At 30.6% G+C, this 26,805-nt stretch carries 32 protein-coding genes; 17 read left to right on the top strand and 15 right to left on the bottom strand.

Annotation, left to right across the window (positions count from 1 at the left end):
• The first annotated feature begins 19 nt into the window (after window positions 1-19).
• From N456_RS09490 to N456_RS09410, 17 genes are all read left to right on the top strand, one after another.
• Window positions 20-445: an OsmC family protein gene (locus N456_RS09490; RefSeq protein WP_062056266.1), complete on the top strand. Its 426-nt coding sequence runs from the start codon at window positions 20-22 to the stop codon at window positions 443-445.
• Window positions 442-1,620, top strand: a complete 1,179-nt coding sequence (locus N456_RS09485; RefSeq protein ID WP_062056264.1) for a trans-sulfuration enzyme family protein — start codon at window positions 442-444, stop codon at window positions 1,618-1,620. The genes N456_RS09490 and N456_RS09485 overlap by 4 nt, the downstream gene beginning before the upstream one ends.
• 498 nt (window positions 1,621-2,118) lie before the next feature.
• Window positions 2,119-2,370, top strand: a complete 252-nt coding sequence (locus N456_RS09480) for a DUF2061 domain-containing protein (protein ID WP_062056262.1) — start codon at window positions 2,119-2,121, stop codon at window positions 2,368-2,370.
• 120 nt (window positions 2,371-2,490) lie between these two features.
• Window positions 2,491-3,117 carry a phosphoadenosine phosphosulfate reductase domain-containing protein gene (locus N456_RS09475; protein WP_062056260.1) on the top strand — a complete coding sequence of 209 codons (627 nt, stop codon included), beginning with the start codon at window positions 2,491-2,493 and terminating at the stop codon, window positions 3,115-3,117.
• Between the two features lie 50 nt (window positions 3,118-3,167).
• Entirely contained in the window at window positions 3,168-4,118 is a 951-nt protein-coding gene (gene cysD / locus N456_RS09470; protein WP_062056258.1) for a sulfate adenylyltransferase subunit CysD, read from the top strand.
• A gap of 145 nt (window positions 4,119-4,263) precedes the next feature.
• On the top strand, window positions 4,264-5,511 hold the full coding sequence (locus N456_RS09465) for a sulfate adenylyltransferase subunit 1 (protein WP_062056255.1): 1,248 nt from the start codon (window positions 4,264-4,266) through the stop codon (window positions 5,509-5,511).
• Between the two features lie 219 nt (window positions 5,512-5,730).
• Window positions 5,731-6,630, top strand: coding sequence for a LysR family transcriptional regulator (locus N456_RS09460; RefSeq protein WP_062056253.1), 900 nt, complete (start codon window positions 5,731-5,733; stop codon window positions 6,628-6,630).
• Between the two features lie 93 nt (window positions 6,631-6,723).
• Window positions 6,724-7,692, top strand: a complete 969-nt coding sequence (locus N456_RS09455; protein WP_062056251.1) for a YeiH family protein — start codon at window positions 6,724-6,726, stop codon at window positions 7,690-7,692.
• A 283-nt stretch (window positions 7,693-7,975) separates the two neighbouring features.
• On the top strand, window positions 7,976-8,227 hold the full coding sequence (locus N456_RS09450) for a DUF2061 domain-containing protein (RefSeq protein ID WP_062056249.1): 252 nt from the start codon (window positions 7,976-7,978) through the stop codon (window positions 8,225-8,227).
• A 28-nt stretch (window positions 8,228-8,255) separates the two neighbouring features.
• Complete coding sequence (locus tag N456_RS09445) at window positions 8,256-8,882, top strand: phosphoadenosine phosphosulfate reductase domain-containing protein (protein ID WP_062057444.1); 627 nt, start codon at window positions 8,256-8,258, stop codon at window positions 8,880-8,882.
• Window positions 8,883-8,933: 51 nt separating this feature from the next.
• Window positions 8,934-9,872, top strand: a complete 939-nt coding sequence (gene cysD / locus N456_RS09440) for a sulfate adenylyltransferase subunit CysD (protein ID WP_062056247.1) — start codon at window positions 8,934-8,936, stop codon at window positions 9,870-9,872.
• A gap of 138 nt (window positions 9,873-10,010) precedes the next feature.
• Window positions 10,011-11,258: a sulfate adenylyltransferase subunit 1 gene (locus tag N456_RS09435; protein WP_062056245.1), complete on the top strand. Its 1,248-nt coding sequence runs from the start codon at window positions 10,011-10,013 to the stop codon at window positions 11,256-11,258.
• Window positions 11,259-11,377: 119 nt separating this feature from the next.
• Window positions 11,378-13,468: a HEPN domain-containing protein gene (locus N456_RS09430; protein WP_062056243.1), complete on the top strand. Its 2,091-nt coding sequence runs from the start codon at window positions 11,378-11,380 to the stop codon at window positions 13,466-13,468.
• The gene (gene cobA, locus N456_RS09425) at window positions 13,468-14,235 is read left to right on the top strand and encodes a uroporphyrinogen-III C-methyltransferase (protein WP_062056241.1); all 768 of its coding nucleotides are present in this window, start codon (window positions 13,468-13,470) and stop codon (window positions 14,233-14,235) included. Before N456_RS09430 ends, cobA begins: the two co-directional genes overlap by 1 nt.
• 14 nt (window positions 14,236-14,249) lie before the next feature.
• Window positions 14,250-14,858: a precorrin-2 dehydrogenase/sirohydrochlorin ferrochelatase family protein gene (locus N456_RS09420; protein ID WP_082422495.1), complete on the top strand. Its 609-nt coding sequence runs from the start codon at window positions 14,250-14,252 to the stop codon at window positions 14,856-14,858.
• Window positions 14,845-15,900: an NAD(P)/FAD-dependent oxidoreductase gene (locus N456_RS09415; RefSeq protein WP_062056239.1), complete on the top strand. Its 1,056-nt coding sequence runs from the start codon at window positions 14,845-14,847 to the stop codon at window positions 15,898-15,900. The genes N456_RS09420 and N456_RS09415 overlap by 14 nt, the downstream gene beginning before the upstream one ends.
• Before the next feature lie 145 nt (window positions 15,901-16,045).
• Window positions 16,046-16,366 (top strand): 2Fe-2S iron-sulfur cluster-binding protein, encoded by a 321-nt coding sequence (locus N456_RS09410; RefSeq protein WP_062056237.1) that lies wholly within the window; start codon window positions 16,046-16,048, stop codon window positions 16,364-16,366.
• 92 nt (window positions 16,367-16,458) lie between these two features.
• Here N456_RS09410 and N456_RS09405 read toward each other — a convergent pair whose 3' ends face one another.
• The 15 genes from N456_RS09405 to N456_RS09345 all read right to left on the bottom strand — a co-directional run bounded on the left by N456_RS09405 (window position 16,459) and on the right by N456_RS09345 (window position 26,795).
• On the bottom strand, window positions 16,459-16,884 hold the full coding sequence (locus N456_RS09405; protein WP_062056235.1) for a cytochrome c oxidase assembly factor Coa1 family protein: 426 nt from the start codon (window positions 16,882-16,884) through the stop codon (window positions 16,459-16,461).
• A 404-nt stretch (window positions 16,885-17,288) separates the two neighbouring features.
• Window positions 17,289-17,429: a hypothetical protein gene (locus N456_RS24405; protein ID WP_158447868.1), complete on the bottom strand. Its 141-nt coding sequence runs from the start codon at window positions 17,427-17,429 to the stop codon at window positions 17,289-17,291.
• Between the two features lie 59 nt (window positions 17,430-17,488).
• A complete protein-coding gene (locus N456_RS09400; protein ID WP_062056233.1) occupies window positions 17,489-17,767 on the bottom strand; it encodes a hypothetical protein in 279 nt (92 codons plus the stop codon).
• Window positions 17,768-18,023: 256 nt separating this feature from the next.
• Entirely contained in the window at window positions 18,024-18,539 is a 516-nt protein-coding gene (locus tag N456_RS09395) for a hypothetical protein (protein WP_062056231.1), read from the bottom strand.
• A gap of 315 nt (window positions 18,540-18,854) precedes the next feature.
• Window positions 18,855-19,061, bottom strand: coding sequence for a hypothetical protein (locus tag N456_RS09390; protein ID WP_062056229.1), 207 nt, complete (start codon window positions 19,059-19,061; stop codon window positions 18,855-18,857).
• 95 nt (window positions 19,062-19,156) lie between these two features.
• A complete protein-coding gene (locus tag N456_RS09385) occupies window positions 19,157-19,450 on the bottom strand; it encodes a hypothetical protein (RefSeq protein ID WP_062056227.1) in 294 nt (97 codons plus the stop codon).
• Window positions 19,451-19,452: 2 nt separating this feature from the next.
• Window positions 19,453-19,587, bottom strand: coding sequence for a hypothetical protein (locus N456_RS25145; RefSeq protein ID WP_262482826.1), 135 nt, complete (start codon window positions 19,585-19,587; stop codon window positions 19,453-19,455).
• 74 nt (window positions 19,588-19,661) lie between these two features.
• Complete coding sequence (locus tag N456_RS09380; protein WP_062056225.1) at window positions 19,662-20,294, bottom strand: hypothetical protein; 633 nt, start codon at window positions 20,292-20,294, stop codon at window positions 19,662-19,664.
• Window positions 20,285-20,944, bottom strand: coding sequence for a hypothetical protein (locus N456_RS09375; protein WP_062056223.1), 660 nt, complete (start codon window positions 20,942-20,944; stop codon window positions 20,285-20,287). Before N456_RS09375 ends, N456_RS09380 begins: the two co-directional genes overlap by 10 nt.
• 232 nt (window positions 20,945-21,176) lie before the next feature.
• Entirely contained in the window at window positions 21,177-21,773 is a 597-nt protein-coding gene (locus N456_RS09370; protein ID WP_062056221.1) for a hypothetical protein, read from the bottom strand.
• Between the two features lie 2 nt (window positions 21,774-21,775).
• On the bottom strand, window positions 21,776-22,177 hold the full coding sequence (locus tag N456_RS09365; protein WP_062056219.1) for a hypothetical protein: 402 nt from the start codon (window positions 22,175-22,177) through the stop codon (window positions 21,776-21,778).
• Window positions 22,178-22,380: 203 nt separating this feature from the next.
• Complete coding sequence (locus N456_RS09360) at window positions 22,381-23,010, bottom strand: hypothetical protein (RefSeq protein WP_062056217.1); 630 nt, start codon at window positions 23,008-23,010, stop codon at window positions 22,381-22,383.
• A complete protein-coding gene (locus N456_RS09355; protein WP_062056215.1) occupies window positions 23,001-23,678 on the bottom strand; it encodes a hypothetical protein in 678 nt (225 codons plus the stop codon). Before N456_RS09355 ends, N456_RS09360 begins: the two co-directional genes overlap by 10 nt.
• Before the next feature lie 275 nt (window positions 23,679-23,953).
• Window positions 23,954-24,469 (bottom strand): hypothetical protein, encoded by a 516-nt coding sequence (locus N456_RS09350; protein ID WP_062056213.1) that lies wholly within the window; start codon window positions 24,467-24,469, stop codon window positions 23,954-23,956.
• A 1-nt stretch (window position 24,470) separates the two neighbouring features.
• Window positions 24,471-26,795 carry a hypothetical protein gene (locus N456_RS09345; RefSeq protein ID WP_082422494.1) on the bottom strand — a complete coding sequence of 775 codons (2,325 nt, stop codon included), beginning with the start codon at window positions 26,793-26,795 and terminating at the stop codon, window positions 24,471-24,473.
• Window positions 26,796-26,805: the final 10 nt, after the last annotated feature.

Below are 26,805 nucleotides of genomic sequence, written 5' to 3'. Positions count from 1 at the left end.
AAATAAATATAGACACAATATGAAAATACAACTCAAAAGAATAGATAGTGATTACCATTTCGAGTTAAAAAACGAAAGAGGACATGTAACTCATATAGATAGCACAGCTAAAGTTGGAGGGCATGATCTTGCACCAAGCCCAATGGAATATGTATTGATGGGGGTAGCGGGTTGTAGTGCTATTGATGTGATTTCTATTTTAAAGAAACAACGACAAGAAATTACGGATTATAGAGCAGAGGTTGATGGTGTTCGAGAAGAGATTGATGGAGCAAAACCTTTTAAAAATATTACCGTTACCGTATACCTAGAAGGAAATATTGCTCCAGAAAAAGCAAAGAGAGCAGCTCAATTATCATTTGAGAAATATTGTTCAGTGTCCAAAACCTTAGAACCTACCGCAACAATAGCGTATAAAGTAGTTGTTAATAATCAAGAAGTATGAGTTTAGATAGTACAAATTTTGAAACACAAGCAGTACGAACGCAAACAGAGAAAACACAGTTTTTAGAGCATTCGACACCATTATATTTAACGTCGGGTTTTGTTTTTGAAGACTCTGAAGAAATGAGAGCAGCTTTTGCAGAAGAAAAAGAGCGAAATTTATACAGTCGTTTTAGTAATCCTAATACAACAGAGTTTGTAGATAAAATGTGTAAATTAGAAGGAGCAGAAGATGGATATGCATTTGCAACAGGTATGGCAGCTGTATTTTCTACATTTGCAGCATTATTAGATGCAGGAGATCATATTGTCTCAGCAAGATCTGTATTTGGGTCTACACATACATTATTTACTAAGTATTTACCTAAATGGAATATTGAGACTAGTTATTTTAAAGTAGATGAAGTAGAAAAAGTAGAAAGTTTAATACAATCTAATACTAAAATCATATATGCAGAATCTCCAACAAACCCAGGTGTTGATGTGCTAGATTTAGAGTTGTTAGGAAAAATAGCAAAAAAACATAATCTTCTTTTGATTATTGATAATTGCTTTGCAACTCCGTATTTACAAACACCAATTAAATTTGGAGCAGATTTAGTAATTCATTCAGCAACCAAATTAATCGATGGTCAAGGAAGAGTATTAGGAGGTGTAACTGTAGGTAAAAAAGAATTAATAAGAGAAATTTATCTGTTTTCTCGTAATACAGGTCCTTCATTATCTCCATTTAATGCATGGGTGTTGTCTAAGAGTTTAGAAACTTTAGCTGTTAGAGTGGATCGTCATTGCGAAAATGCTTTAAAGTTAGCAGAGTTTTTAGAATCACATCCCAAAGTAAATTGGGTTAAGTATCCATTTTTAGCATCTCACCCACAATATGACGTAGCTAAAAAACAAATGAAGCTTGGTGGTAATATTATCGCATTCGAAGTAAAAGGAGGAGTAGAAGGAGGTAAAACTTTTTTTGATAGTGTAGAGATGTGTTCTTTGTCAGCTAATTTAGGAGATACTCGGACGATAATCACGCATCCAGCTTCAACAACACATAGTAAATTGGCAAATGATGATAAATTAGTTGTAGGGATTACAGATGGGATGGTACGATGTTCTGTAGGTTTAGAACATGTAGATGATATAATTGAGGATATAGCACAAGCTTTGGAAAAAATATAATTAAAAATGTAGAGAAATCTTATTTTAATAAATAGGAGGTAAAGTAGTTTTGTGATAAAAATATATACTAATGAGTTAATAATTTTAATTCTTAAGATAAAATAAATTTAGGTTATCCTCATAAAAAGAAGAGTGTTTTTATAAAAATTATATCGATATATATAACAAGGTCTAGTATTATTTAATGCTAGACCTTTATTGATTAATTGCGTATTTGTTTGATAAAAAAAGGTTTTGGTGATAATTATTCATTGTTGTGTGTAAAATGTTATATATATCATAATTTTTACTTGATTTTTTGTAAGAATTATCATTCTTTTTTATGATAATTTTTGCCTATTTCTTAGTTACTGTTAGTTATTTCATAAAGTTGTATAGTAAGAGAATAGGTGTGCTTAGATTTTCTATACCTTTAAGATGTGTTACACATGATAATAACAATTCTATAGAATTACAATCAGTAAATATTTATTTAATTTTTATAAAGTATTTAGATCAATGGTATTGTATAAATTAGCCTCAAAAAGAACAACCTATGAAAATGATAAGTTGTCAGAAAAACCGATACGTAGTATTGTAAAAGCAGTAAGTTGGAGAATAGTAGGAACAGTAGATACACTTATTGTCTCTTATATATTAACAAACGAAATAGCTGTAGCTACCTCCATAGCATCAATTGATTTTATAACAAAAATGATTCTATATTTCTTTCATGAACGTGTTTGGAATCGTATAAAATGGGCAAGATAATTAGCAATATGGATAATTATTCTTAAAGTTTAATAATAGTCTTTGTTGATATAGTGCCTAATTTAATAATAAAATTAGGAGAATTTTACTAAAAACACATAGAAAAGAACTTTCTTAAAAATGAATTTCACAGAAGATAAAATAGCTATTCTTAATGAAGAGCTAAGAAGAAAAACGCCATTAAGTATAATAGAATGGGCAATGTCAAATGCTAAAACTCCAGTAGTGACAACAAATTTCAGACCCTATGAAGCTGCTATTTTGCAGGTTTGCGTAGCGATAAACAAAGATATTCCTGTAATTTGGTGCGACTCTGGGTATAATACATCGAGCACTTATCGCCATGCAGAAAAAGTAATCCAACAATTAAAGTTAAATATACAATTATATGTGCCTAAACAAACTGCTGCTCATAGAGATGTGGTATTAGGAATTCCGGATATTAACGACCCAAAACATGTTGTGTTTACAGAGCAGGTAAAATTAGAGCCATTTAAAAGAGCAATGGCAGACTTTACACCAGATGTATGGTTTACAAACCTAAGAAAAGGGCAAACTTCTCATAGAGATTCATTGGATATTTTGAGCCTTGATAAAAATGGAATATTAAAAGTAAGTCCGTTTTATTATTATAGTGATGAAGAATTAGATGTGTATTTAGAAGAGAATAAATTGCCAAATGAGTTTAAGTATTTTGATCCAACAAAAGTATTAGGAAATAGAGAATGTGGATTGCATGTAGATTAGCCTGTTTCTATTAAAAGAAACAAATTATTGAATTACTAAAAAAAAATAAAATGGAAGTATTAGAAAATAAAATTGTTCCCAGTATTGAGGATTCTTCTTGTCTACAGAAAATAGAAGTCGGTCATTTAGAAAGTGAAGCGATTTATATTTTTAGAGAAGTTGTAGCTCAATTTGATAAACCAGTACTTCTTTTCTCAGGAGGAAAAGATTCTATCACATTAGTGCGATTAGCAGAAAAAGCATTTTACCCAGGTAAAATTCCTTTTCCATTATTGCATATTGATACAGGGCATAATTTTCCTGAAACAATAGAATTTAGAGATCGATTAGCACAAGAATTAGGTGTAGAACTTATTGTTCGTAATGTGCAAGATTCTATCGATCAAGGAAAAGTAGTAGAAGAAAAAGGTCGATATGCCAGCCGTAATAGCTTGCAAACTACAACTCTTTTGGATGCTTTAGAAGAGTTTAAATTCGATGCTGCTATCGGAGGAGCTCGTAGAGACGAGGAAAAAGCAAGAGCTAAAGAACGGATATTTTCAGTTAGAGATGATTTTGGTCAATGGGATGAGAAAAATCAAAGACCAGAATTGTTTGATCATCTTAATGGAAAAATAGATTTAGGTCAGAATGTACGAGTATTTCCAATTAGTAACTGGACAGAATTAGATGTATGGAGTTACATCCAAAAAGAGAATATCGAGATACCATCAATATATTTTGCCCATAAGCGTAAGACATTTGTTAGAGATGGTATGATTTGGTCTGCCGAAGATGCAATTGTTCATAGAGAAGAAGAGGAACTTGTAGAGGAAAGAATGGTTCGTTTCCGTACTGTAGGAGATATGTCATGTACAGCAGCAGTACTTTCTAATGCCATTACTATTGATAAAGTAGTATCAGAAATTAGAGAATCAACAATCTCAGAGCGAGGAGCTCGTATCGATGATAAACGATCTGAAGCTGCAATGGAAAAACGTAAACAACAGGGGTATTTCTAAGGTTAGTAACCTGTTACTAGCTGACAGTTGATTATTCTTTAATGATTAGTAAAAATATATATAAAATCAAAATAATCGGCGATAGTGTATCATAGCGTAATTTTTATAAATTATAAGATTACTATCAGCCATTAGTCAAAATAATATGGATGTATTAAAAATAGCAACAGCAGGAAGTGTAGATGATGGTAAAAGTACCCTAATCGGGCGTATTCTATATGATACGAAATCATTAACAACAGATAAATTAGAAGCAATTGAAACCAGAAGTAAAGCAAATGGATTTGATTATTTAGATTTCTCACTAGCCACAGATGGACTAGTAGCAGAACGAGAACAGGGAATTACTATTGATGTAGCCCATATTTATTTCTCGACCAAAACAAAAAGTTATATTATAGCAGATACCCCAGGGCATGTAGAGTATACTAGGAATATGGTTACAGGTGCTTCTACCTCACAAGCTTCTATTATCTTAGTAGATGCTCGTAAAGGAGTTATAGAACAAACATATCGTCATTTTTTTATTAATAATTTGTTGAGAATTAAAGATGTGATTGTAGCCATTAATAAAATGGATTTGGTTGATTTTTCTGAATCAGTATATGAAGAAATAAAGGCAGATTTTCAGTCATTGATAGGTAAAAGTAGTTATAAAGAACAGCATATAACTTTTATTCCTGTAAGTGCATTACAAGGAGATAATGTTGTTAATCAGTCAGAAAATACACCATGGTATACTGGTCAAACATTATTACAGCATCTCGAAGAGTTGGATGCACAAGATGTATATGAAAAATCTCAAGCACGTTTTCCTGTACAAACAGTGATTAGACCAAAAAAAACTGAATTTCATGATTTTAGAGGATATGCAGGTAAGTTGTATGGAGGAGACTTTTCTGTTGGCGATGAGGTTACGATAGTTCCCTCATTAACAGTATCAAAAATAAAAGAAATTTACTTTTTTGATCAAAAATTTGAAACTGTTGGAAGAGGAAGTTCTTGTGTGATAACTTTAGAAAATGATGTTAATGTAAGTCGGGGAGATATGCTAGTGAAATCCTCAGAAAAGCCACGTTTAGAAAAGCAATTAGAGGCTACTGTATGTTGGATGGATGGTTCTAGTCTTACGCCTGATTCAAGCTATTATGTGCAGAGCGGAAGCGCTTGTGTATTATCTAAGATAAAACACATTGAAGGCAGTATTGCTACAGATTTTTCAGAAAAAGATATTTCTAAAAATAAATTAGATTTAAATGAAATAGGTAGGGTGAAAATACAATTAAGTAAACCTTTAGCCATTGACTCATATAGTAAAAATAAAGCTTCGGGATCATTCATACTTATAGATGCACAAACCAATGCTACATCAGGAGTAGGTTTTGTAGAATAAGAGGGTATAGTTTTAAAATGGTATGCTGTTTTTAGTCTTAATAACAAACTAAAAATAGCATACCATTTATCATTTATACAATAATTACCCTTTTATATCAGTTCTTATGTAAAATGGTTTTAACGAGTAATTTCATAAAGAGTTGATGTTAGGTGCAAAAGGCAAGTTAACATAAATGTAGGTATTCTCTTTTTTTAGCTCTATTTTTATACAAATACAATGTTTGATTATAAATTACACGTTTTTTATACAGTAGCTAATCGTTTATCTTTTTCTAAAGCGGGAGAAGAACTTCATATCACACAGCCAGCAGTTACACGGCATATCAAACAAATTGAAGAACATTTTAATCAAAAATTATTTGAACGGCAAGGGAATAGTATTAGTCTAACAAAAGCAGGAAAAGTTTTATTAGCACATTCTAAAGAAATTTTTGAACATTATAAAGTTCTACAATATGAAATGAATGAACTCATAAATAAAACTGAAGGAATTCTTCGAATAGCAGCAAGTACAACCGTAGCGCAATATATACTACCTGAGGTTTTAGCTAAGTTTCATAAAAAACACCCAAAAGTAAAAGTAACGTTAATGAATGCTAATACTGAGAGTGTAGAGCAATCAATTCTTGATGTTGATGTGGAATTAGGTTTTATTGAAGGGAAATCTAAAAATAGGGAAATTTCGTACCATCCCTTCCTAAAAGATGAAATTGTATTAGTGGTAGCTAAAGGGCATCCTCTTTTTAATACGAATAGTATACATCTAGATTTTTTAAGTAAAATGCCCTTTGTGCTAAGAGAAGAGGGCTCAGGAACACTCGAAACTATTATAGAGGCATTACGAAAAAAAAATATTTTTAAAACTGATTTGAATATACAAATGAGGCTAGGAAGCTCAGAAAGTATTAAATCTTATATTAATGATAATAATAGTGTTGCTTTTTTGAGTATTAATACTATTCTTAAAGAATTGAAATCAGGAGAATTAGGGATTATCGATATAAATAACTTTTCAATAGAACGAACATTTTATTACATTTTTAGACAAGGGCACCATTCATCACTATCAGCTTTATTTTTAAAATTCTTACAAAATCATTATAACATATCGTTATAATAGATGTTATTTTGTTATTTGATTTATGGAGGAGTACAAGGTATATTTATATAGTGATAAATATGCTATCAATTGAAGAATCAAATCCTTGTAATGAAATTAAAGAACCATAAAAAAGTAACGTTATTTGGGAAACATTTCTCAATTTCAAAAATACTATTTATTTGTATAGCAGTTTTTTGTTCAACTCCTTTTGTTTCTTCCCCAGTAGCTTTAGCAATTGGTATAATTGTAGCTCAGATAATGGATAATCCTTTTAGTGATATAAGTTATAAAGCTATAAAGTGGTTGTTAAAAATAGCGGTAGTTGGGCTTGGTTTTGGGATGAGTGCCCATAGCGCTTTTGAAGCCGGTAAAAGTGGCTTTTTGTTTACGATGACTTCTATTGGACTAACACTTACTTTAGGAATGTTTTTAGGAAAATTACTAGGTATAGATAAAAAAATAACCCAGCTAATTTCTTCAGGGACTGCAATATGTGGAGGTAGTGCTATTGCGGCAATTTCTCCGATCATTAAAGCAGATTCTAAACAGATATCTGTATCTATAGGTATTGTATTTTTGTTAAACTCTATTGCGTTATTTGTATTTCCTACAATAGGACATTTGTTTGATCTTACTCAAAATCAGTTTGGTATATGGAGTGCTATTGCAATACATGATACAAGCTCTGTAGTTGGAGTAGCAGATGTTTATGGTAGTAAATCATTAGAAATTGCCACTACTGTAAAATTAGCAAGAGCATTATGGATTTTGCCTGTTTCTTTAATTTTTGCGATAGTTTTTAAAGGAAATGCAAAAAAAATTAAAATCCCATACTTTATAGGAGTTTTTATTGTTGCTATTATTGTAAATACGTATGTGCCAGCAATACAACCTTTATCGCCATATATTGTAAAATTGGCCAAAGTAGCTTTAACATTAACACTATTTCTAATAGGCTCAAGTCTTACATTTCAATCATTAAAAACAGTAGGAATAAGACCATTAGTACTTGCTATTTCTATTTGGATATTCATCTCTGTTACTTCCTTAACTGTCATCTTGCAAACTGTGAATTAAATGTCTTTTACTTTTTTTAGATTATTGTACTTGGTTTAATTTTTTTGATGTAGTAGGAAAGAAATTAAAACCGATTTTTTTAGTAAATCATTTAGTAATTAGTGAATTGCCTTAATAATCTACCAAATTACTAGGGTTTTGTTAGGTATATCATAATTCATGTCTATTTTAAGAGGATTTTTTTTACTTTTCTATTTTAAATTAGAATATTATCCATACATTTGTGCAATAATCTACTAATCCGATAGGGTAATAGATTTTGTAAAAAACGATTATAAGTCAAATGATATTAGATAAAGTAGCTACAGAGAAAACAACGTATCAGGATGATAAAACTTCAGAAAAGCCAGTACGTAGTATTGTAAAAGCTGTGAGTTGGAGGGTTATAGGTACTTTAGATACATTAATTGTATCCTATATTCTCACTAGTGAAATAGTTCTTGCAACTTCAATTGCATCTGTTGATTTTGTAACAAAAATGATTCTTTATTTTTTTCATGAGAGAATTTGGAATCGTATTAAATGGGGAAAGTAATTGCTGTACTAAAAAAGAAGTATTGATTATGAGTTTTACAGAAAAAGAAATAGAAAGTTTAAATGAATCATTAAAAGAGAAAACACCTTTAGAAGTTGTTCAGTGGGCAATTTCTAATGCTAAAACTCCTGTAGTAACAACTAATTTTAGACCATATGAAGCAGCTATTTTAGATGTATGTGCTAAAGCATTATCTGATATTCCTGTTATATGGTGTGACTCTGGCTATAATACCCCTAATACATATAGACACGCAGAAGAAGTGATTGAACTATTAACACTAAATGTTCAATTATATGTTCCTAAACAAACAGCATCACATAGAGATGTTGTTATGGGGATTCCTGATGTAGATGATCCTAGACATAAGATATTTACAGAGCAGGTAAAATTAGAGCCCTTTAAAAGAGCAATGGCTGATTTTACTCCAGACGTATGGTTTACTAACCTAAGAAAAGGTCAGACTGCATTGAGAAATTCATTAGATATTTTAAGTATGGGAAAAGATGGAGTTTTAAAAGTAAGCCCATTTTATTATTATAGTGATGCTGAGTTAGATACGTATTTAGAAGCACATAAGTTGCCAAATGAATTTAAGTATTTTGACCCTACTAAAGTATTAGAAAATAGAGAATGTGGATTGCATACAAATTAATTCACTATTTAGAAAAAAATAGTATCAAAAACGTAATAGCATAGAAATTAGATGGAAGTGATTGAAAATATAAAAGAACAAGTCGTGGATACAAAAAGACTAACGGTAAACCCTTTGGAGAGCGAAGCAATTTATATTTTTCGTGAAGTAGTTGCACAATTCGAAAAACCAGTGCTACTTTTTTCAGGAGGAAAAGACTCTATTACATTAGTAAGACTAGCGCAGAAAGCATTTTATCCAGGAAAAATACCTTTTCCATTATTACATATAGATACAGGTCATAATTTTCCTGAAACCATAGAATTTAGAGATCGTTTAGTAAAAGAACTAGGTGTAGAATTAATTGTTCGTAATGTTCAGGATTCTATCGATCAAGGTAAGGTGGTAGAAGAAAAAGGAAAATATGCTAGTCGTAACAGCTTGCAGACTACAACACTTCTGGATGCATTAGAAGAATTTAAATTTGATGCAGCTATAGGCGGAGCTCGTAGAGATGAAGAGAAAGCAAGAGCAAAAGAACGTATATTCTCTGTAAGAGATGATTTTGGTCAATGGGATGAGAAAAATCAAAGACCAGAATTGTTTGATCACCTTAATGGAAAAATAGATTTAGGTCAGAATGTACGTGTGTTTCCAATTAGTAACTGGACAGAATTAGACGTATGGAGCTATATCGAGAAAGAAAATATAGAAATTCCATCAATATACTTTGCACATAAACGCAAAACATTTGTTAGAGATGGTATGATATGGTCAGCAGAAGATGGAGTAGTATATAGAGAAGATGATGAGGTAGTAGAAGAACGATTAGTGCGTTTTCGTACTGTAGGAGATATGTCGTGTACAGCAGCAGTGCTTTCTGATGCCATTACCATTGATAAAGTAGTATCAGAAATTAGAGAATCAACAATCTCAGAAAGAGGAGCTCGTATCGATGATAAACGATCCGAAGCTGCAATGGAAAAACGAAAACAACAAGGATATTTCTAAAATTAGGAACTACTTATTAGTTTACTGATAATTAGTAAAAGTGTAAATAAAAAATCAACATAATTGGTGATAGTGTTATAATGTAATTATTATAAGTTATAAGATTACAACTAACTATCAACCATCAACCAAAATAAGATGGACGTATTAAAAATAGCAACAGCAGGAAGTGTAGATGATGGTAAAAGTACCCTAATAGGTCGTATTCTATATGATACAAAATCATTGACTACAGATAAATTAGAAGCTATTGAAACCAGAAGTAAAGCGAATGGATTTGACTATTTAGATTTTTCATTAGCAACCGATGGATTAGTAGCAGAGCGAGAACAAGGAATTACGATTGATGTTGCTCATATTTATTTTTCTACAAAAACAAAAAGCTATATTATAGCAGATACTCCAGGGCATATCGAGTATACCAGAAATATGGTAACAGGAGCATCCACTTCACAAGCTTCCATTATTTTGGTAGACGCTCGTAAAGGAGTGATAGAGCAAACATACCGTCATTTCTTTATCAATAACTTGCTAAGAGTAAAAGATGTAATTGTAGCTGTTAATAAAATGGATTTAGTAGATTTTTCTCAAGAAAAATATGAAGCTATTAAAACTGATTTTGAAACATTAATAGAAAAGAGCGATTATAAAGAGCAGAACATAACATTTATTCCTGTAAGTGCATTGCAAGGAGATAATGTAGTAGATAAATCAAAAAATACACCTTGGTATACTGGTCAAACATTATTAGAGCACTTAGAAGAATTAGATGCCCAAGATGTATATGAAAAAGCAGAAGTTCGTTTTCCTATTCAGACTGTAATTCGACCTAAAAAAGATGAATTTCATGATTTTAGAGGATACGCAGGGAAACTATATGGAGGAGACCTCTCTGTAGGAGATGAAGTAACTATTTTACCATCACTAACAACATCAAAAGTAAAAGAAATTTATTTCTTTGATCAAAAATTTGATACAGCGGGTAGAGGAAGTTCTTGCACTATTACATTAGAAGATGATGTAAATGTAAGCCGTGGTGATATGATTGTAAAATCATCAGAAAAACCAAGAGTAGAAAAACAATTGACAGCTACAGTATGTTGGATGGATAGCAAAAATCTACATCCTGGAACAAATTACTTTATACAAAGTGGTAGTAGTAGAGTTTTGGCAAAAATTAAAAGTATCAGTGGTACAGTAGCAACTGATTTTTCTGGAGAAGATACTTCTAAGAGTACACTAAGCTTAAATGAAATAGGAAAAGTACAGATACAATTAAGTAAACCTTTAGCGATTGATTCTTATAGTAAGAATAAAGCTTCAGGATCATTTATACTAATAGATTCACAAACTAATAATACTTCTGGAGTAGGCTTTATAGAGTGATAGGATAGAGCACTTTTCTTTTGAAAAAAAGAAAAAAGAACAGAAATTTTAAGTACATAAAACATCACACAAAAGTCATAATTATGTCCTTTTTTAAGGATTGAAATACGAAAAAAAAGATGCAAAGTTTTAGAACAGAAATAGAAAACCCGATTGTTCAAAAAGACGTTATAGAGTTAGCTAATAAAATAGAACAATTCCATAACGGTAAGATTGATGAAGAGAAATTTCGTAGTCTTCGATTGGCTCGTGGTGTATACGGTCAGCGTCAAGAAGGAGTGCAGATGATACGTATTAAACTACCATACGGTAAAGTACTTAGTAATCAGTTAAGACGTATCTGTGAGGTGTCTGATGAATATTCTAGAGGACGTTTACATATTACAACTCGTCAGGATATTCAGATTCATTATGTAGATTTAAATAGAACTCCAGAACTATGGGCAGAGTTAGAAAAAGATGATGTAACACTAAGAGAAGCCTGTGGTAATACCGTTCGTAATGTAACGGCATCAGAAACAGCAGGGGTTGATCCAAAAGAGCCTTTTGATGTATCTCCATATGCAGATGCATTATTCCGTTTCTTTTTAAGAAATCCAATCTGTCAGGAAATGGGGCGTAAGTTTAAAGTATCCTTTTCCGGAACAGAAGAAGATACAGGGCTATCGTATATGCATGATTTAGGCTTTATTGCTAAAATCGAAAATGGAGTACGCGGGTTTAAAGTAATGTTAGGAGGAGGACTAGGTTCTCAGCCAAGACATGCAGATGAGTTATATAACTTTTTACCAACAGATAAGATTATTCCTTTAATGGAAGGAGTATTAAGAATATTTGATCGCCATGGGGAGCGTAAAAGTAGAGCTAAAGCTCGAATGAAATTCTTAATAAAAGATATCGGATTAGAAGCTTTTAAAGAACTAGTAGAAGCAGAACAAAACGCAATACTACAAAAAACAGTTGCTATTGATGTAGACAACTATCCTGTTTCTATTCCTGTAACAGTTGAAGCGCCAGAGGTAACGATTACAAACCAAAAAGCCTTTGACCTATGGAAATCAACTAATGTAGTTCCTCAGAAACAAAAAGGATATGTAGCTATAGGTATCAAAGTGTTATTAGGAGATTTTTATACTGATAAAGCAAGATTATTAGCAGATTTAGTAGAAAAATATGCTGCAGGAGAAATTCGTTTATCCCTACGTCAGAATATTTTAATCCCTTTTGTAAAAGAAGACTTAATTCCTTTTTTCTATCAAGAATTAGAAACACTAGGATTTGTAACATCAGGTTATAATAAAGCAGTAGATATTACAGCATGTCCAGGAACAGATACTTGTAACCTAGGAATAGCAAGTAGTACAGGTATTGCAGAAGAACTAGAACGAGTAATTAAAACAGAATATCCTCAATATCTAGAAAAAGAAGATCTAGTAATTAAGATTAGTGGATGTATGAACGCTTGTGGACAACATAATATGGCTAATATCGGTTTCCAAGGAATGTCTGTACGTACTAAAGATAAATTAGTGGCTCCAGCACTACAAGTGTTATTAGGAGGCGGAAACCTAGGAAATGGTAATGGTCGTTTTGCAGACAAAGTAGTAAAAATACCAAGTAGAAGAGGACCAGAAGCACTACGTAGAATTTTAGATGATTATGAAGCAAATGCAGAAGGAAAACTTTTTGTAGACTATTATGCCGAGAAAGGAGAAAAATATTTTTATGATTTTCTTACAGATCTGTCCAATGTAGATAGTCTTACCCAAGAAGACTTTATTGACTGGGGGACACAAGAAGAATATGTAAAAGCAATTGGAGTAGGAGAATGTGCCGGAGTAGTTATTGATTTAATCGCGACACTATTCTTAGAAAGTGAAGAAAAAATAGAGAATGCTAAAATTTCTTTTGATAATGAAGTGTATTCTGATGCAGTATACCATGCATATAGCTCTTTAGTAAACTCTGCAAAAGCATTATTGTTATCAGAAAAGAAAAAGACAAACAATCATGCAACAATTATCAGTCAGTTTGATGAAGAATTTGTGGCAAGTGGAAAAATACAATTAGAAGGTACTTTTGCAGATTTAATATATCAACTTCAGAAAAATCCACCTAGTAAGACTTTTGCAGTAGATTACATTAAAAGTGCAGAACAATTCTTAGTAAAAGTACAAGAATTTAGAGCTGTAGAATTAGAAAAAGCATAATGAATACTAAAACACCAAAATTAACAGTAGTAGGAGCAGGACCTGGAGATCCAGACCTGATTACGCTTAAAGCTATCAAAGCTTTAAAATCTGCAGATGTGGTGTTATATGATGCTCTTATTAATGAAACTTTATTGGACTATGCTCCAAATGCAGAAAAAATATTTGTAGGTAAGCGCAAGGGGTGTTATGCATATCAGCAAGAACAGATAAATGAGTTAATTGTAGGTAGCGCCAAGAGTTATGGACATGTCGTTCGATTAAAAGGAGGAGACCCATTTATTTTTGGTCGTGGAGCAGAAGAGATAGATTATGTTCAGCAATTCGGGATAAAAACAGATATGATTCCTGGGATATCCTCGTCATTAGCAGTACCTGCATACCAAGGGATACCACTAACAAAAAGAGGAGCCTCAGAAAGTTTTTGGGTAATCACAGGGACAACAAAATCTCATAAATTATCGCAAGATATTCGATGGGCAGCACAGTCTAATGCTACAGTAGTGATTTTAATGGGAATGAGTAAATTAAATGAAATAGTTAGTATCTTTGCTGCAGAAAATAAGCAAGATGTTTCGGTAGCAATTATTCAAAATGGAACCACCGAAAAAGAGCAATTTGGATTTGGAACTATAGAAACTATTGAGCAAATAGTTGTAGAAGAAAAATTATCCTCTCCAGCAATTATAGTTATAGGGGAGGTTGTAAATCAGAGAGTTAAATTATATTCGATTTATAATGATGTTCAGGAAGAAATTGTGTCTTAATAGATTAAGGGGCTATGCAAATGGAGAAAAGAAATAATTTATACCCGGTTTTTTTAAAAGTTAAAAACCTCGAAATACTAATCGTAGGAGGAGGAAATGTAGCCGAAGAAAAACTAACGTTCTTATTAAAATCTAGTCCAGATGCTAAAGTAACGATAGTATCACCAATGTATAGAAAAGGGACTATCGAATTGGCAAAACAATTTGGGATAGAAATGATACATAAAAAATATCACAAGAAGTTTCTAAAAAGAAAACATATTGTGATTGCTACTACTGATGTTCCTAAAATCAATATACAAGTGTATAAAGATTGTAGGAAACGAAGTAAGCTGGTTAATGTAGCAGATAATCCACCATACTGTGATTTTTATATGGGAGGTATTGTAACCAAAGGCAATGTAAAAGTAGCAATTTCGACTAACGGTCAGTCGCCAACTACAGCCAAACGATTACGTCAGTTTTTTGAAGAAGTAATTCCAGAAAATATTGATGATTTAGTTAAGAATTTAAATAAATATAGAAGAACAATAAAAGGTGATTTCGAAGAAAAAGTGGAAACACTAAACGAATTTACTAAAGGATTAATAGGAAAAAAGAAGTTGAAAAATGATCAAGACTGATATTTTAATAATCGGAGCAGGACCAACAGGATTATTTACTGTTTTTGAAGCAGGATTACTGAAGTTAAAGACGCATCTTATCGATGCATTACCACAGCCAGGTGGGCAGTGTTCAGAAATATATCCTAAAAAACCAATTTATGATATCCCAGGATTTCCAGAGGTTTTAGCGGGAGATTTAGTAGATAACCTAATGGAGCAAATTAAGCCCTTTGAACCAGGGTTTACCTTAGGAGAAAGAGCAGATACTATTGAAAAATTAGAGGATGATACATTTGTGGTAACTACCAATAAAGGAACAAAACATAATGCACCAGTAGTAGCAATAGCAGGAGGATTAGGATCTTTTGAACCAAGAAAACCACCTATTCCTAATATTGTAAATTTTGAAGATAAAGGAGTAGCATATATTATTCGTGATCCAGAAGTATACAGAGATAAACGAGTAGTAATTGCAGGAGGAGGAGACTCTGCTCTGGATTGGTCTATATTTTTGGCAGATGTAGCTAGCGAAGTAACATTAGTACACAGACGAAACGAATTTAGAGGAGCCTTAGATTCTGTAGAAAAAGTAGCAGAACTTTCTAAATTAGGAAAAATAAATCTAATTACAGAAGCAGAAGTAAAAGAACTACATGGAGATGACCATTTAACTTCTATTGGAATTAAGCATAAAACTAAAGGAGATATCGTTCAGGATACGGATTATTTTATTCCGTTATTTGGTTTGTCACCAAAATTAGGTCCGATAGGAGATTGGGGATTAGAGATCGAAAAAAATGCAATTAAGGTAGATAATTCTTATGATTATCAGACTAATATTCCTGGTATTTATGCAATAGGAGATGTTAATACCTATAGAGGAAAATTAAAGCTAATCCTTTCTGGTTTTCATGAAGCGACATTAATGTGTCAGAGTGCATATCAAAGAATACACCCAGATAAGAAGTATGTAATGAAATATACAACAGTTGGTGGAGTAGAAGGATTTGATGGAACCAAAAAAGAAGCTAAAAAAGAAGTAGTAAAATCTATAGTATAATAACTAAAATATATTTAGGCTATTCACTAAATTGATTTTGGTGATATACGCATAAAAAAGTATTTGAAAAATGATTTTCCTCGCAAATAATATAATTCACTTTAGATATATTTGCGAGGATTTTTATAAGATTTAAGATAAGATTATGTCAGACATTACCATAAAGATAAAAGATAGAGAAGGAGAAATACACGAAGTATTGGCCCCTACAGATATGGCAATGAATTTAATGGAAGTTTGTAAAGCATATGAACTACCAGTAGAAGGAACCTGTGGTGGCATGGCGATGTGTGCCTCTTGTCAATGTTATGTTTTATCAGATCATCAATTACCAGAAATGGGGCAAGATGAAGATTTAATGTTAGCAGAAGCATTTTATGTAGAAGATAATAGTAGATTAGGCTGTCAAATTCCCATTACACCAGAGTTAGATGGATTAGAGGTAGAACTAGCCCCAGAATCATAGTGTGACAATCTAATTATTTTATAAATAAAAAAAGATGTAAAATTTTATTAAATTTTACATCTTTTTTTGTCTATTTTAAGAAAGAACTAGTGTTATTCTAAAACCTTAATAGTTTCTTTCTGAGGTTTTTTAATTCTAATTGTAATTTTTTTGTATTCCCAGACCTCTCCCTTTTTATTTGCTATAATATCCATACTTGCTTTTCCTTTAGTTCCAGCAACTTTAACAGATACAGCAACAGAGGAATTGTTGTTAGAGTATTGAACTTCTCCTTCTATTAGATTAAGAAAATTAATAGAAGATAATTTGCCTAGTTTTTCGGTAACCTGATCATTTTTTTGAGCAATAATCACCGCATTTTGAGTAAGATCTGGTTGCGCAAGTATAGAACCATATCTAGCCGTAGCATTGCCTGTTATCATAAAAAATATAATTATACAAAATAGTATTCCTGTAGTAGGAAGTACCCATTTCCAATTTTGATTCCACCAGTTTTTATTAGATAATATTTCGCTCATAAGTATCAAGTAATAGATGTATTTTCTTTAAAAGACATTTTGATGGAGAGAGATGTTGCAGAATTGTTTTTAATAGATTATAGTTTTTCAATTCTAATTATGTAATATAATTAAGTGATGATTTTTTTGAAAATAATAAATGACGGTGTTTATCTGATTGTCGGATACCATCACTATAGAAAAAGTAGAAAATTCAGTAAAGTGGTAGTGTTTAGAGCAGTTTCATAATGAACTAGGTCTTCTACTGTAGAATACAGATTTAAGCCATAATCAGTTTATTTTTAATCCCTCAATGAGGGATTAATTCGCCAAGGCTTGCCTTGAAAAACAAAATATTTTTTCGGAAGCATACCTTGTGAGCTTGCTCCGAGGTTGTTGATTGAAAATTATGTTTCTAGAGATTATTATTCAAATACTATTGATACATTATGGATAAACAAATAATTGTCTCCTGTTATATCTTCTATAGAATTATAACTATGGAATTCTTTTGAGTTATCAAAAGTCATAGGAAAATCATCAATATCATCTTCGTCTTCATACACTGTAAAAGTACCTCTAGAAGAGTTTGCTTTATTTGCTATGGCTGAAGCATATCGATACTCTATTCTGTTTTATCTCCTTGTCCATAAAGATACTTTTGGTTATCATAAGTCAAGAATAAAAAACCATCTTTAAAAACATACTCTACTTTAAATACGTCACCTTCTTCCGAAACCTCTACTTTGGTATCACTTAGAAACTTAAAATAATCATTTTTACTATCAGCTTCTATTTTAGAGGTCTTAATAGAAGTCCTAGATTCTGTATAGTTACTTAGGATAGCGTCTGTTACTTTAGACTCTTTTCCATCTTTAAAAAAAACTGAAATTGTTATCTCCAATCTTCTTATACGAAATTAAAATTGGGTATTGTTGGTTTCCAGAATCATCATCATCTGATGAACAAGAAAAAATAATAAGTAGTAACACTACTATTAGAGGGGCTTTAATAATTTTTATAAATTTTACTTTTTACAAAAAAAATAATTAAAAAGATAAACTAAGTTTTAAAGAAAAATATACAAATGATATCGATATGAGTACTAAAGGAGAGATGTTTTTTTATTATTTATGTGAACATAATATTGTTAGGATTGATTAGTATGTTGCGATGATTTTTCTATCTTCTAAAACCCATTTACCATCAATAAGGTTAAAAATGTAAATGATTTCATGACCAATAATTTTACCGCCTTTATACTTTTTGTTTTTGGAGACAGTATACATAAGAATACATTTTTTAGAATCTGAAAGAGATATTACTTTAGAGAATTTATAGCTATTATAGCTGCCATTTGCTCTTATAAGGTTATCACTTAATATTAATTCTATTTGTCTTTTAAACTTAGCACAAGAGAGGTAATCGATATCTTTAGGTAGATTGTTAAAATGCTCCATTTCTTTATCATTAAAAATATTCATTTCGTCAATAGAATTAACAATAAAATTGGTTGGTTTATAACCAACTCTAATCTCTACCGCTTTACGTTCGTACAACTTCATTTCTTCAAAAAGAATAGTATATAATCCTATATTAGTACAATTGTTTTCTTGCCCTTTGCAATTGATTGTAATAAGTGTTATTACAACTAAAAATACAATAACTTTTTTCATATTACCAGTTTCCAAAATTTCTCATAATTATTCCAACATTTGATCGCCAAACGGTTTCTCCAAATACTGCTTTTTCAAAAAGAATACCAGCTTCACTTTCCTCTAATCTATCTTCAAAAAAAGCATCGCTCCAAAAATTAAACCCATAATTAGTATCAGCGAAGTGAACATATTCATGTAAAATAGTTATAGCAAGTAAAAAACCTAATTCTTCTCTAAATTTAGTACTATTTTCATAGTTAAAATAGTATTAAACAATATCAAAAACAAAACTCCATAAAGTCAAGAGATCTTTATGGAGCTGAGCTTAGTCAATTATGAAATAGAAAATGTATCTATATCTTTTATTTGCCACGCATCATTTATCTTTTCTAAAAAAACTAAAGATGTATAACCATTTAAAGGCCCCATATTAACACCTACTATTAAAACCGCTTTTGTGTAATTCTGATTGAAAGATATTTGAGAAAAATTTATTAATTTATCAAAATTCTTTTCAACATACCTTCTATCATTTTTCATTGCTAATGTATCAATAATGGATAATTGATAAGGTCTGTTAATTTTTATTTTGGATAGATCAATTTCTCTTCTTTCTTTTAAATCTCTTAACTTATTTAATAATTCATTAAACTCTTTGCTAAACCTCTCTTTTTTAGAAAATTTTTGATAAGTTTTTTTTGTATTGGAAATATGCTTATTTTCTCATTTTGATTTAAAATTGAATCAATTTGCACTTTTGTAAATGGCTCTAAATTATATATTTCCCTAGGTGATATAACTGGTTTAGCAAATTCATCAATCAATAAAGATAAAATTCTATAAGTATCCTCTTCTTTTTTATCATTACTTGCTTGATGACAGGAAAAAATAAAAAATAGAGTGCAAAAACTAAAAAATAAAGGTTTCATAATTAATTACAGTTACTAGGGTTAAAATTAGTATTATCATTAACTATTGCTTGTAAACGATAGAACTTTTTACCCTCTTCTTTAGATAAGATGCCTTGATAGTCATACGCTCTAAGACCGTTCCATCCAAATCCCATATAATGTAACGTTGGTATTTGTTAATTAAAAAGACCGCCTAAAACAATATAGACGGTCTTATAATTATATCAAATCAAGATATACTCAATAGTTTTCGTTTGAATATTTTCCAGTTACCATTCTCTTTTTTTAATAAATATAATACAGAGCTACCGCCTTTAGGGTGAGGGTAACCTGATGAAACAACTATTGCTTTATTTTTTTTTGGATTTAAAATTATTTCAGAAAAACATATTACATAATCCAATGAATCATCAAGAAGAAGTTGTCTTGTATTATCAGTTGAACTAAACATGATGAGTTTTCTATTATCCTTCACTTGAAGTTTCTCTAACTTAATTTTATGATTATAATTTTCTTTAATAGGTTTAAGTTTTGCTATCAAAATTTGGTACTCTTTTTCTATATTATGATAGAATATATCATCATTATGGGGAATAAAGCTATCGATTACTCCAATAGTTATATCTAATTTAAAAATCGAGTCTCTATACTTATTAAAAGCAATAGTATCTTTTGTATAAACTCCAGGCGGAGGCAGAGGCGGAGGCGGACCAGGAGGTATTTCTTCAATTAATAAAGTCATTATTTGATATTTATCTTTTTCAAAAGAATTGATTTCTTTTTTATCCTTCGTTGTACTTGTTGAATTGCAAGAAAATAATATGCAAACAAGTAATCCTGCTAGTACCTTAGTTATTGACATGGTATATTATTTTTGGTTAAAACCTTACTTCCTAATTCAGCCCATTTTGATAATTGCTGTTGGGAAGGTTTAATGTTGCTTGGAGCATGTTTTATTAACCCTTCCCAAGCGAAATGTATATAATGCTCTAATGAATACTGATTTTTATCTAATTCTCTTAAAGCCTTTGCTATTGGAGTAACATATTTTTCAGTCATATGGATATGTTGTGCCTCATTGCTCCATTGTGAATCTTTGTAATGCAAGAATAATTGTAGTACCCTAGCTCTTTCTCTAGGTTTTACAGTTGGGTCGTTTTTATGTACAAATCTATAAATTTCAGCATGGATTCCTTCATGTAGAATAGTAGCTGCCCATTCTAGAGGATCAATTGTATTAACAATTTTAGAATTAAATTTAATTTTTATTATACCTTGATTTATCTGATCGTCACTAGTGATAGCAGTTGAAAGTTCATTAGCATCATTTAAAGGTTCAACAATCATTTTCAAATCATATTCTTTATTATCAATAAAATTACGAATAGTATTTCTAAATAATGAACCATTAGTTTGTTTTATGTAATCAAAAACACATTTCCCTTTATTATTTACAAAACTACGATCTAATATCACCTCATCATCAAAATCAACCTTACTTCCATTAATCAATACACTTAATGCTTCTCAGGCAAAATTGATGCCTTGTTGATCGTTATTTGTACTATAAAAGTTACTGAGAACTTCAGCTTGTTGTCTATGCCCAATCAACCAATCTATTTGTGTAGTATTAAGTTGTAATGCTTTGTAGAGGTCTTTGATATTGCGTTAATATATCTATAAAAACCCCACAATTAAATTCTTGTGGGGTCATGACTCTATCAATAGAACAAGCTATTTGTTTTTAAGAAACCTCAAATTCTTTTGAATATACAATTCTCCAAGTTCCATTTTTTTTCTCTAAAAAAACAATGGAAGAACCACTATTAAGATAACCTATTTTAACTCCTACTAGAACAATAGCTTTATTATAGTTTTTATTAAATACTATAGGAGATAAGCTAATTAATTTATCATAATTATAGCTAATGTAATGCTTATTGGTTTTATTTTTTATAGTATCTAAGATTGATAAATCATGCTGAATTTTTGTTCTTATTTTACTAGGCTCTATCTTTAAAGAATCTTCTATATTTTTTAAATTCTGTAGTAGCTGATTAAATAAATCATCTTTTTTATATTTTATATCTATATTTTCGTTTGATTTAATAAATATTGGGTACAACGCAATTTTTTGTTTTTGATTTCTAATAGAATCTAGTTGTTGCGAGGTGAAATTAATATTCTCTCCAGGAAAAGGAGGAGGTATTTGTGCTTGACCAAATTTATCAATTATAGATGACAATACATTATATTTTATTGATTTAGTATCATTTTTTTTATTGGAATTAGAACAAGAAATACCAAGAATTAGTAAAGGAATGATTATATGTTTTTTCATAGTTAATTACAGTCGTTAGGATTAAAATTGGTGTTATCTATGACAATACTTTTTAAACGAAGATATTCATTAAATTCATCATTCGTTAATAAAGAAGGATGGGCATTAGCTTTTAAACCCTCCCATCCAAATCCCATATAATACTCTAAGGGGTATTTGTTGTTGTCTAATTCTCTAATAGCTTTTGCTATTGGTATAACATATTTATCAGTCATGTAATTATGCTGTGCTCTACTACTCATAGATTTTAATCCTTTATAATTTTTATAAAGATCAAATAGTTTTTTTCTATCATTAGGATTGACTTCTCTATTGTGGACTTGATCAACAAATTTATATAGTTCAGCATGGATTCCTTCATGTAGAATAGTAGCTGCCCATTGTATAGAGTTTTGAGTATTCATCATTCTAGAATTAAACCTAATAACGATCAACCCTTTTGAATCAAGAAATTTATCATCTGTCCTTGCATCCGCTTGATCAGAACTATATTCAACTTCAAATCATATTCATTTTCGATACCAGATAGGCTTACATTCCCATTTTAAATAATATCAAAAAAGACTCCGCAAAGTCGATAGACAATTGCGGAGTCAGTTTTAACTAATTAAGAAATAGATAATCTTTTTGTTCCTACTATTTTCCATGTACTATTTATTTTACTTAAAAAATAAATTACTGAATACCCACTCAATGAACCTGTATGTTCTCCAAAACAAACTACTGCTTTATTACCAAATTTGTTAAAAACTACAGTCGATATAGCTATATATCGTGAATAATTATCTTTGAAAAGGTCTTTTAAATTCTCATAGAAACCTACATCTATTATTGTAACTTTATAGTTGCTGTTTAAATTCAAGCTGTCCTTTTGAATTTTACTTTTATCCCTCCTGTTTTCTAGCTTTTTTAATAAGTTTATGAATTCACTGTCAAGGTGTTCAGGTAAATTTCCAGAGACTTTATCAATAATTAAAAACTCATTAGATAATGCAATATTAATTTCTATATTCTTTAAAGAATCCATATATTTTTTGTAATAAATAGTATCCATTTTTTTTAAATCAAAATCTGGAGGCGGAGGCGGGGGTGGAGAACTTGGGATAACATTATTTATAAGCTGTGAAATAATGTCGTATTTATCATTTTCAAAAGATGTATCCAGTTGTTCTATTTTCTTATTTTCCTTACAGGATAATAAAATCAAACATAAACTTATAACTTTAATTAATTGCATGGGATGTTATTTTTATCGCGAATTTTAATAGATTTGTTTAACCAAATTGATAATTGCTTTTTTGAAGGTTTAAGTTCTTTAGCGATTTCATCACCTAATAAATCTTCCCAAGGAAAATACATATAATCATCTAAAGGATATTGATTTTTGCCCAGCTCTCTTAATGCTTTAGCTATAGGAATTACATATTTTTGACTTATGTGATTATGTTGAACATACGTATCTATAACTCCATCATTTACTCCAATATTTTTATAAAATAAATATAGTTGAATAATTCTCGCTCTTTCCGTAGGCTTAACCGTAGGATCATTTTTATGGACAAATCTATATATTTCAGCATGGATTCCTTCATGTAGAATAGTAGCTGCCCATTCTAGAGGATTAATTGTATTAACAATTTTAGAATTAAATTTAATTTTTATTATACCTTGATTTATCTGATCGTCACTAGTGATAGCAGTTGAAAGTTCATTAGCATCATTTAAAGGTTCAACAATCATTTTCAAATCATATTCTTTATTATCAATAAAATTACGAATAGTATTTCTAAATAATGAACCACTAGTTTGTTTTATGTAATCAAAAACACATTTCCCTTTACTATTTACAAAACTACTATCTAATATCACCTCATCATCAAAATCAACCTTACCTCCATTAATCAATACACTTAATGCTTCTCAGGCAAAATTGATGCCTTGTTGATCGTTATTTATAAATACTAAAAAACGAAGAAGGAATAGTAATGAGTCTGCCACAGAAGTAAATCAGTAATGACATTTTTGTTTTTTTTGAAAGTATGTTTTTATAGTGGGTAGTCAAAATTAGCAGTATTAATAGTCTCTTTTTTATTCATCTTAATAAGGATAACAGCCAAGCTCAATTAATGAGCTTGGCTGTTATCCTTATTATTTATGTGAACATAATATTGTTAAGTGATTTAACTCATTCCGATACTTTTTTTGTCTATTAGAACCCATTTTCCATCAATAAGGTTGAAAATGTAAATGATTTCATGACCAATAATTTTACCACCTTCATAATTCTTGTTTTTGATAGCAGTTTTATTTAAAATACATTTTTTAGAATTTGAAAGAGAAATTATTTGTGAAAAAAAATGCTTTATATAACTACCATCTTCTTTTACTATTTCATTACTCAATATCGATTGAAGTTCTTCTTTTAACTTAGCACACGATGTATAATCGATATTCTTAGTTTGATTATTAAATGGTTTTAGCTCATTCTGATTAAAAATATTTAATTTGCTAATTATTTCAATATGCGATGGTTCAGGGTGAAAACCAATTTCAATTTCAACTGCTTTGCGTTCATACAACTTCATTTCTTCAAAAAGAATAGTATATAATCCTATATTAGTACAATTGTTTTCTTGCCCTTTGCAATTGATTGTAATAAGTGTTATTACAACTAAAAATACAATAACTTTTTTCATATTACCAGTTTCCAAAATTTCTCATAATTATTCCAACATTTGATCGCCAAACGGTTTCTCCAAATACTGCTTTTTCAAAAAGAATACCAGCTTCACTTTCCTCTAATCTATCTTCAAAAAAAGCATCGCTCCAAAAATTAAACCCATAATTAGTATCACCGAAGTGAACATATTCATGTAAAATAGTTATAGCAAGTAAAAAACCTAATTCTTCTCTAAATTTAGTGCTATTTTTTAGATTTTCTATATCATTTACTAAATCAATATCTATTCGAAGCTTATTTATTTCCTCTGGAAGAACATGACCAAGGTATCTACCATATCGTTCATTTTTTCCTTCACCTCCTAATTGTAGAATAAGAATTTCTGGACCTTTTCCCCATTGTAAGGCTTCTTTAATTTTATCAATAGGAGCATTGGTAATTCCATGTATTTCATTAATAATTTTTTTATTATTAGCTATTTTAGGAAGTTCATTCTTTAAGAATTTTGTAAACTCTGGATAGCCTTTCTTATACTGTTCTGCTTTATCTTTTGGATATTTAACAAATGGAGATGTTGTTACTAAGCTACCTTTTAAAGCAGAATTAATAATTCTTTTTATATATGTTTTTACTTTAGCACTTTCTTGTTGTTCTTCCATTAAGTGATTAACTTTTAAAACTTGATCATGATGCCTAATCAACCAATCTATTTGTGTAGTATTAAGTTGTAATGCTTTATTAAGGTTGTATATCCGTATATAATGTTCTGCCAACGGCATATCATTTGTGGCGATTGCTTTTGCAGCTTCGAGAGCAAGATTACTTTGTATAAAATCTGTAGACTTAATTCCATTATCAAATAAAACTCTACCTATATCAAAGGCATAGTTTATGGTTGCCCAATGCACATCATTAGTAGTGAGTGAACTTGAAGAAAAATCGAATATCTTAGCTAAATCTTCATTGCTATAGGTCGTCCATCCGGGGGTTATCTCCATAACTTTAAAGGCCTGTCTTATCATAGAGCCTTCGGTATTAGGGTGTAAATTACCTGAATTTTGTAAAGTCTGTACCAAATTAAAAAATGCAGCCATACCAGAGTCATTTACTATATGTGGGGCTATATGCCAGGTTCTTAATACATTTTTGCGATATTTTGTTTGATAGATATCATCTAATAATCCTTGTATGGGGTCATCTGCAGGGTATGATCTGTAGTGTCCATAATTAAGATCATTTGATGTAAAGGTTTGCTCAGTAATAGTGGCATTAAGTAAGTTTGTCGCTTCAGTAATAGACCCCTGAGAATAGCTGTTGTTCTTAAAATATTTTTTTAATTTATTGTTTATTTGATCTCTGCTGCTTAACCAAGATATAATGCTATTTTGACCTTTTAAAGCATGATTTAAAATCGCTTGCTCGCCTGTGAATTCTTGTATTGTAGGAATAGAACCGCTATCCCCTATATTTTCTGCTATACTTTCTGCTACGCTTGTGTAATCATAAGCACCAATACTATATAGGTTAGGAGGAAAAATATCTGTTGTATATGGATCGTTACCTAGCACCTCTCCTGTGTTTTGCCAAACTAGATATTTGGTCATTAGCCTAATTTTATTCTCATAATCAAACCCATTATAGTGATTTATGAAGCCGTCAATTATTCTATTTTCTAGTTCATCTCTATGTACTAACTTATTTAATCCATTTTCGGTTTTTATTAACCGATGCGCTAATCTTTGGTTTCCAGTTTTCCAAGATTTTAGATCCTTCATTCTAGTATTAAGACTCTGTTTATTCATATTTCGGATATATTGATCCCCTGATTTTAAATCTCCAAAATTATAAACAGGCCCATTTATCAATCCATCCAGAGCTATTCTTAATGTCTCCATTTCTGCTGATTGGCTTTTTCTTCCATTTGTGTTGTTATTGATTTTTGTTTTGAGTTTGGCTTTTGCTGTTGTTAATATATTTTTAGCTCCATGCTCAGCAGCAAATCGTTTAAAAAAAGCTCGTTGAGCTTCTCCAAAAGAGCCAAAATTTTTGTGGAGACGATTTTCTATTGCCTCTTTTAGTAATCGTTCTTGATTGCGTAACCATATCTCTCGGGTATTGTCTTTTGGGATATAAAGATTAAATAATTGGAGTCCAATACGAGCAAAACAAAAACAATCAAAGTTGGGTTTCTCACTACCATTAGGATTTACTACATTAGATTTCTCTTGGCAATCGATACATTTATTTTTTCCATCATCAGAGTATTGATATACTTGCGCATTTGTCGTGTTTGACAATAGGCATAAGACACCTATTATCAATAATGTATATATTGATTTCATTATATGTTTT

The organism is Aquimarina longa SW024 (assembly GCF_001401755.1).
GTDB lineage: Bacteria > Bacteroidota > Bacteroidia > Flavobacteriales > Flavobacteriaceae > Aquimarina > Aquimarina longa.
The sequence above is the reverse complement of the archived record's forward strand: the minus strand, read 5'-3'. Positions and strand labels throughout refer to the sequence as shown.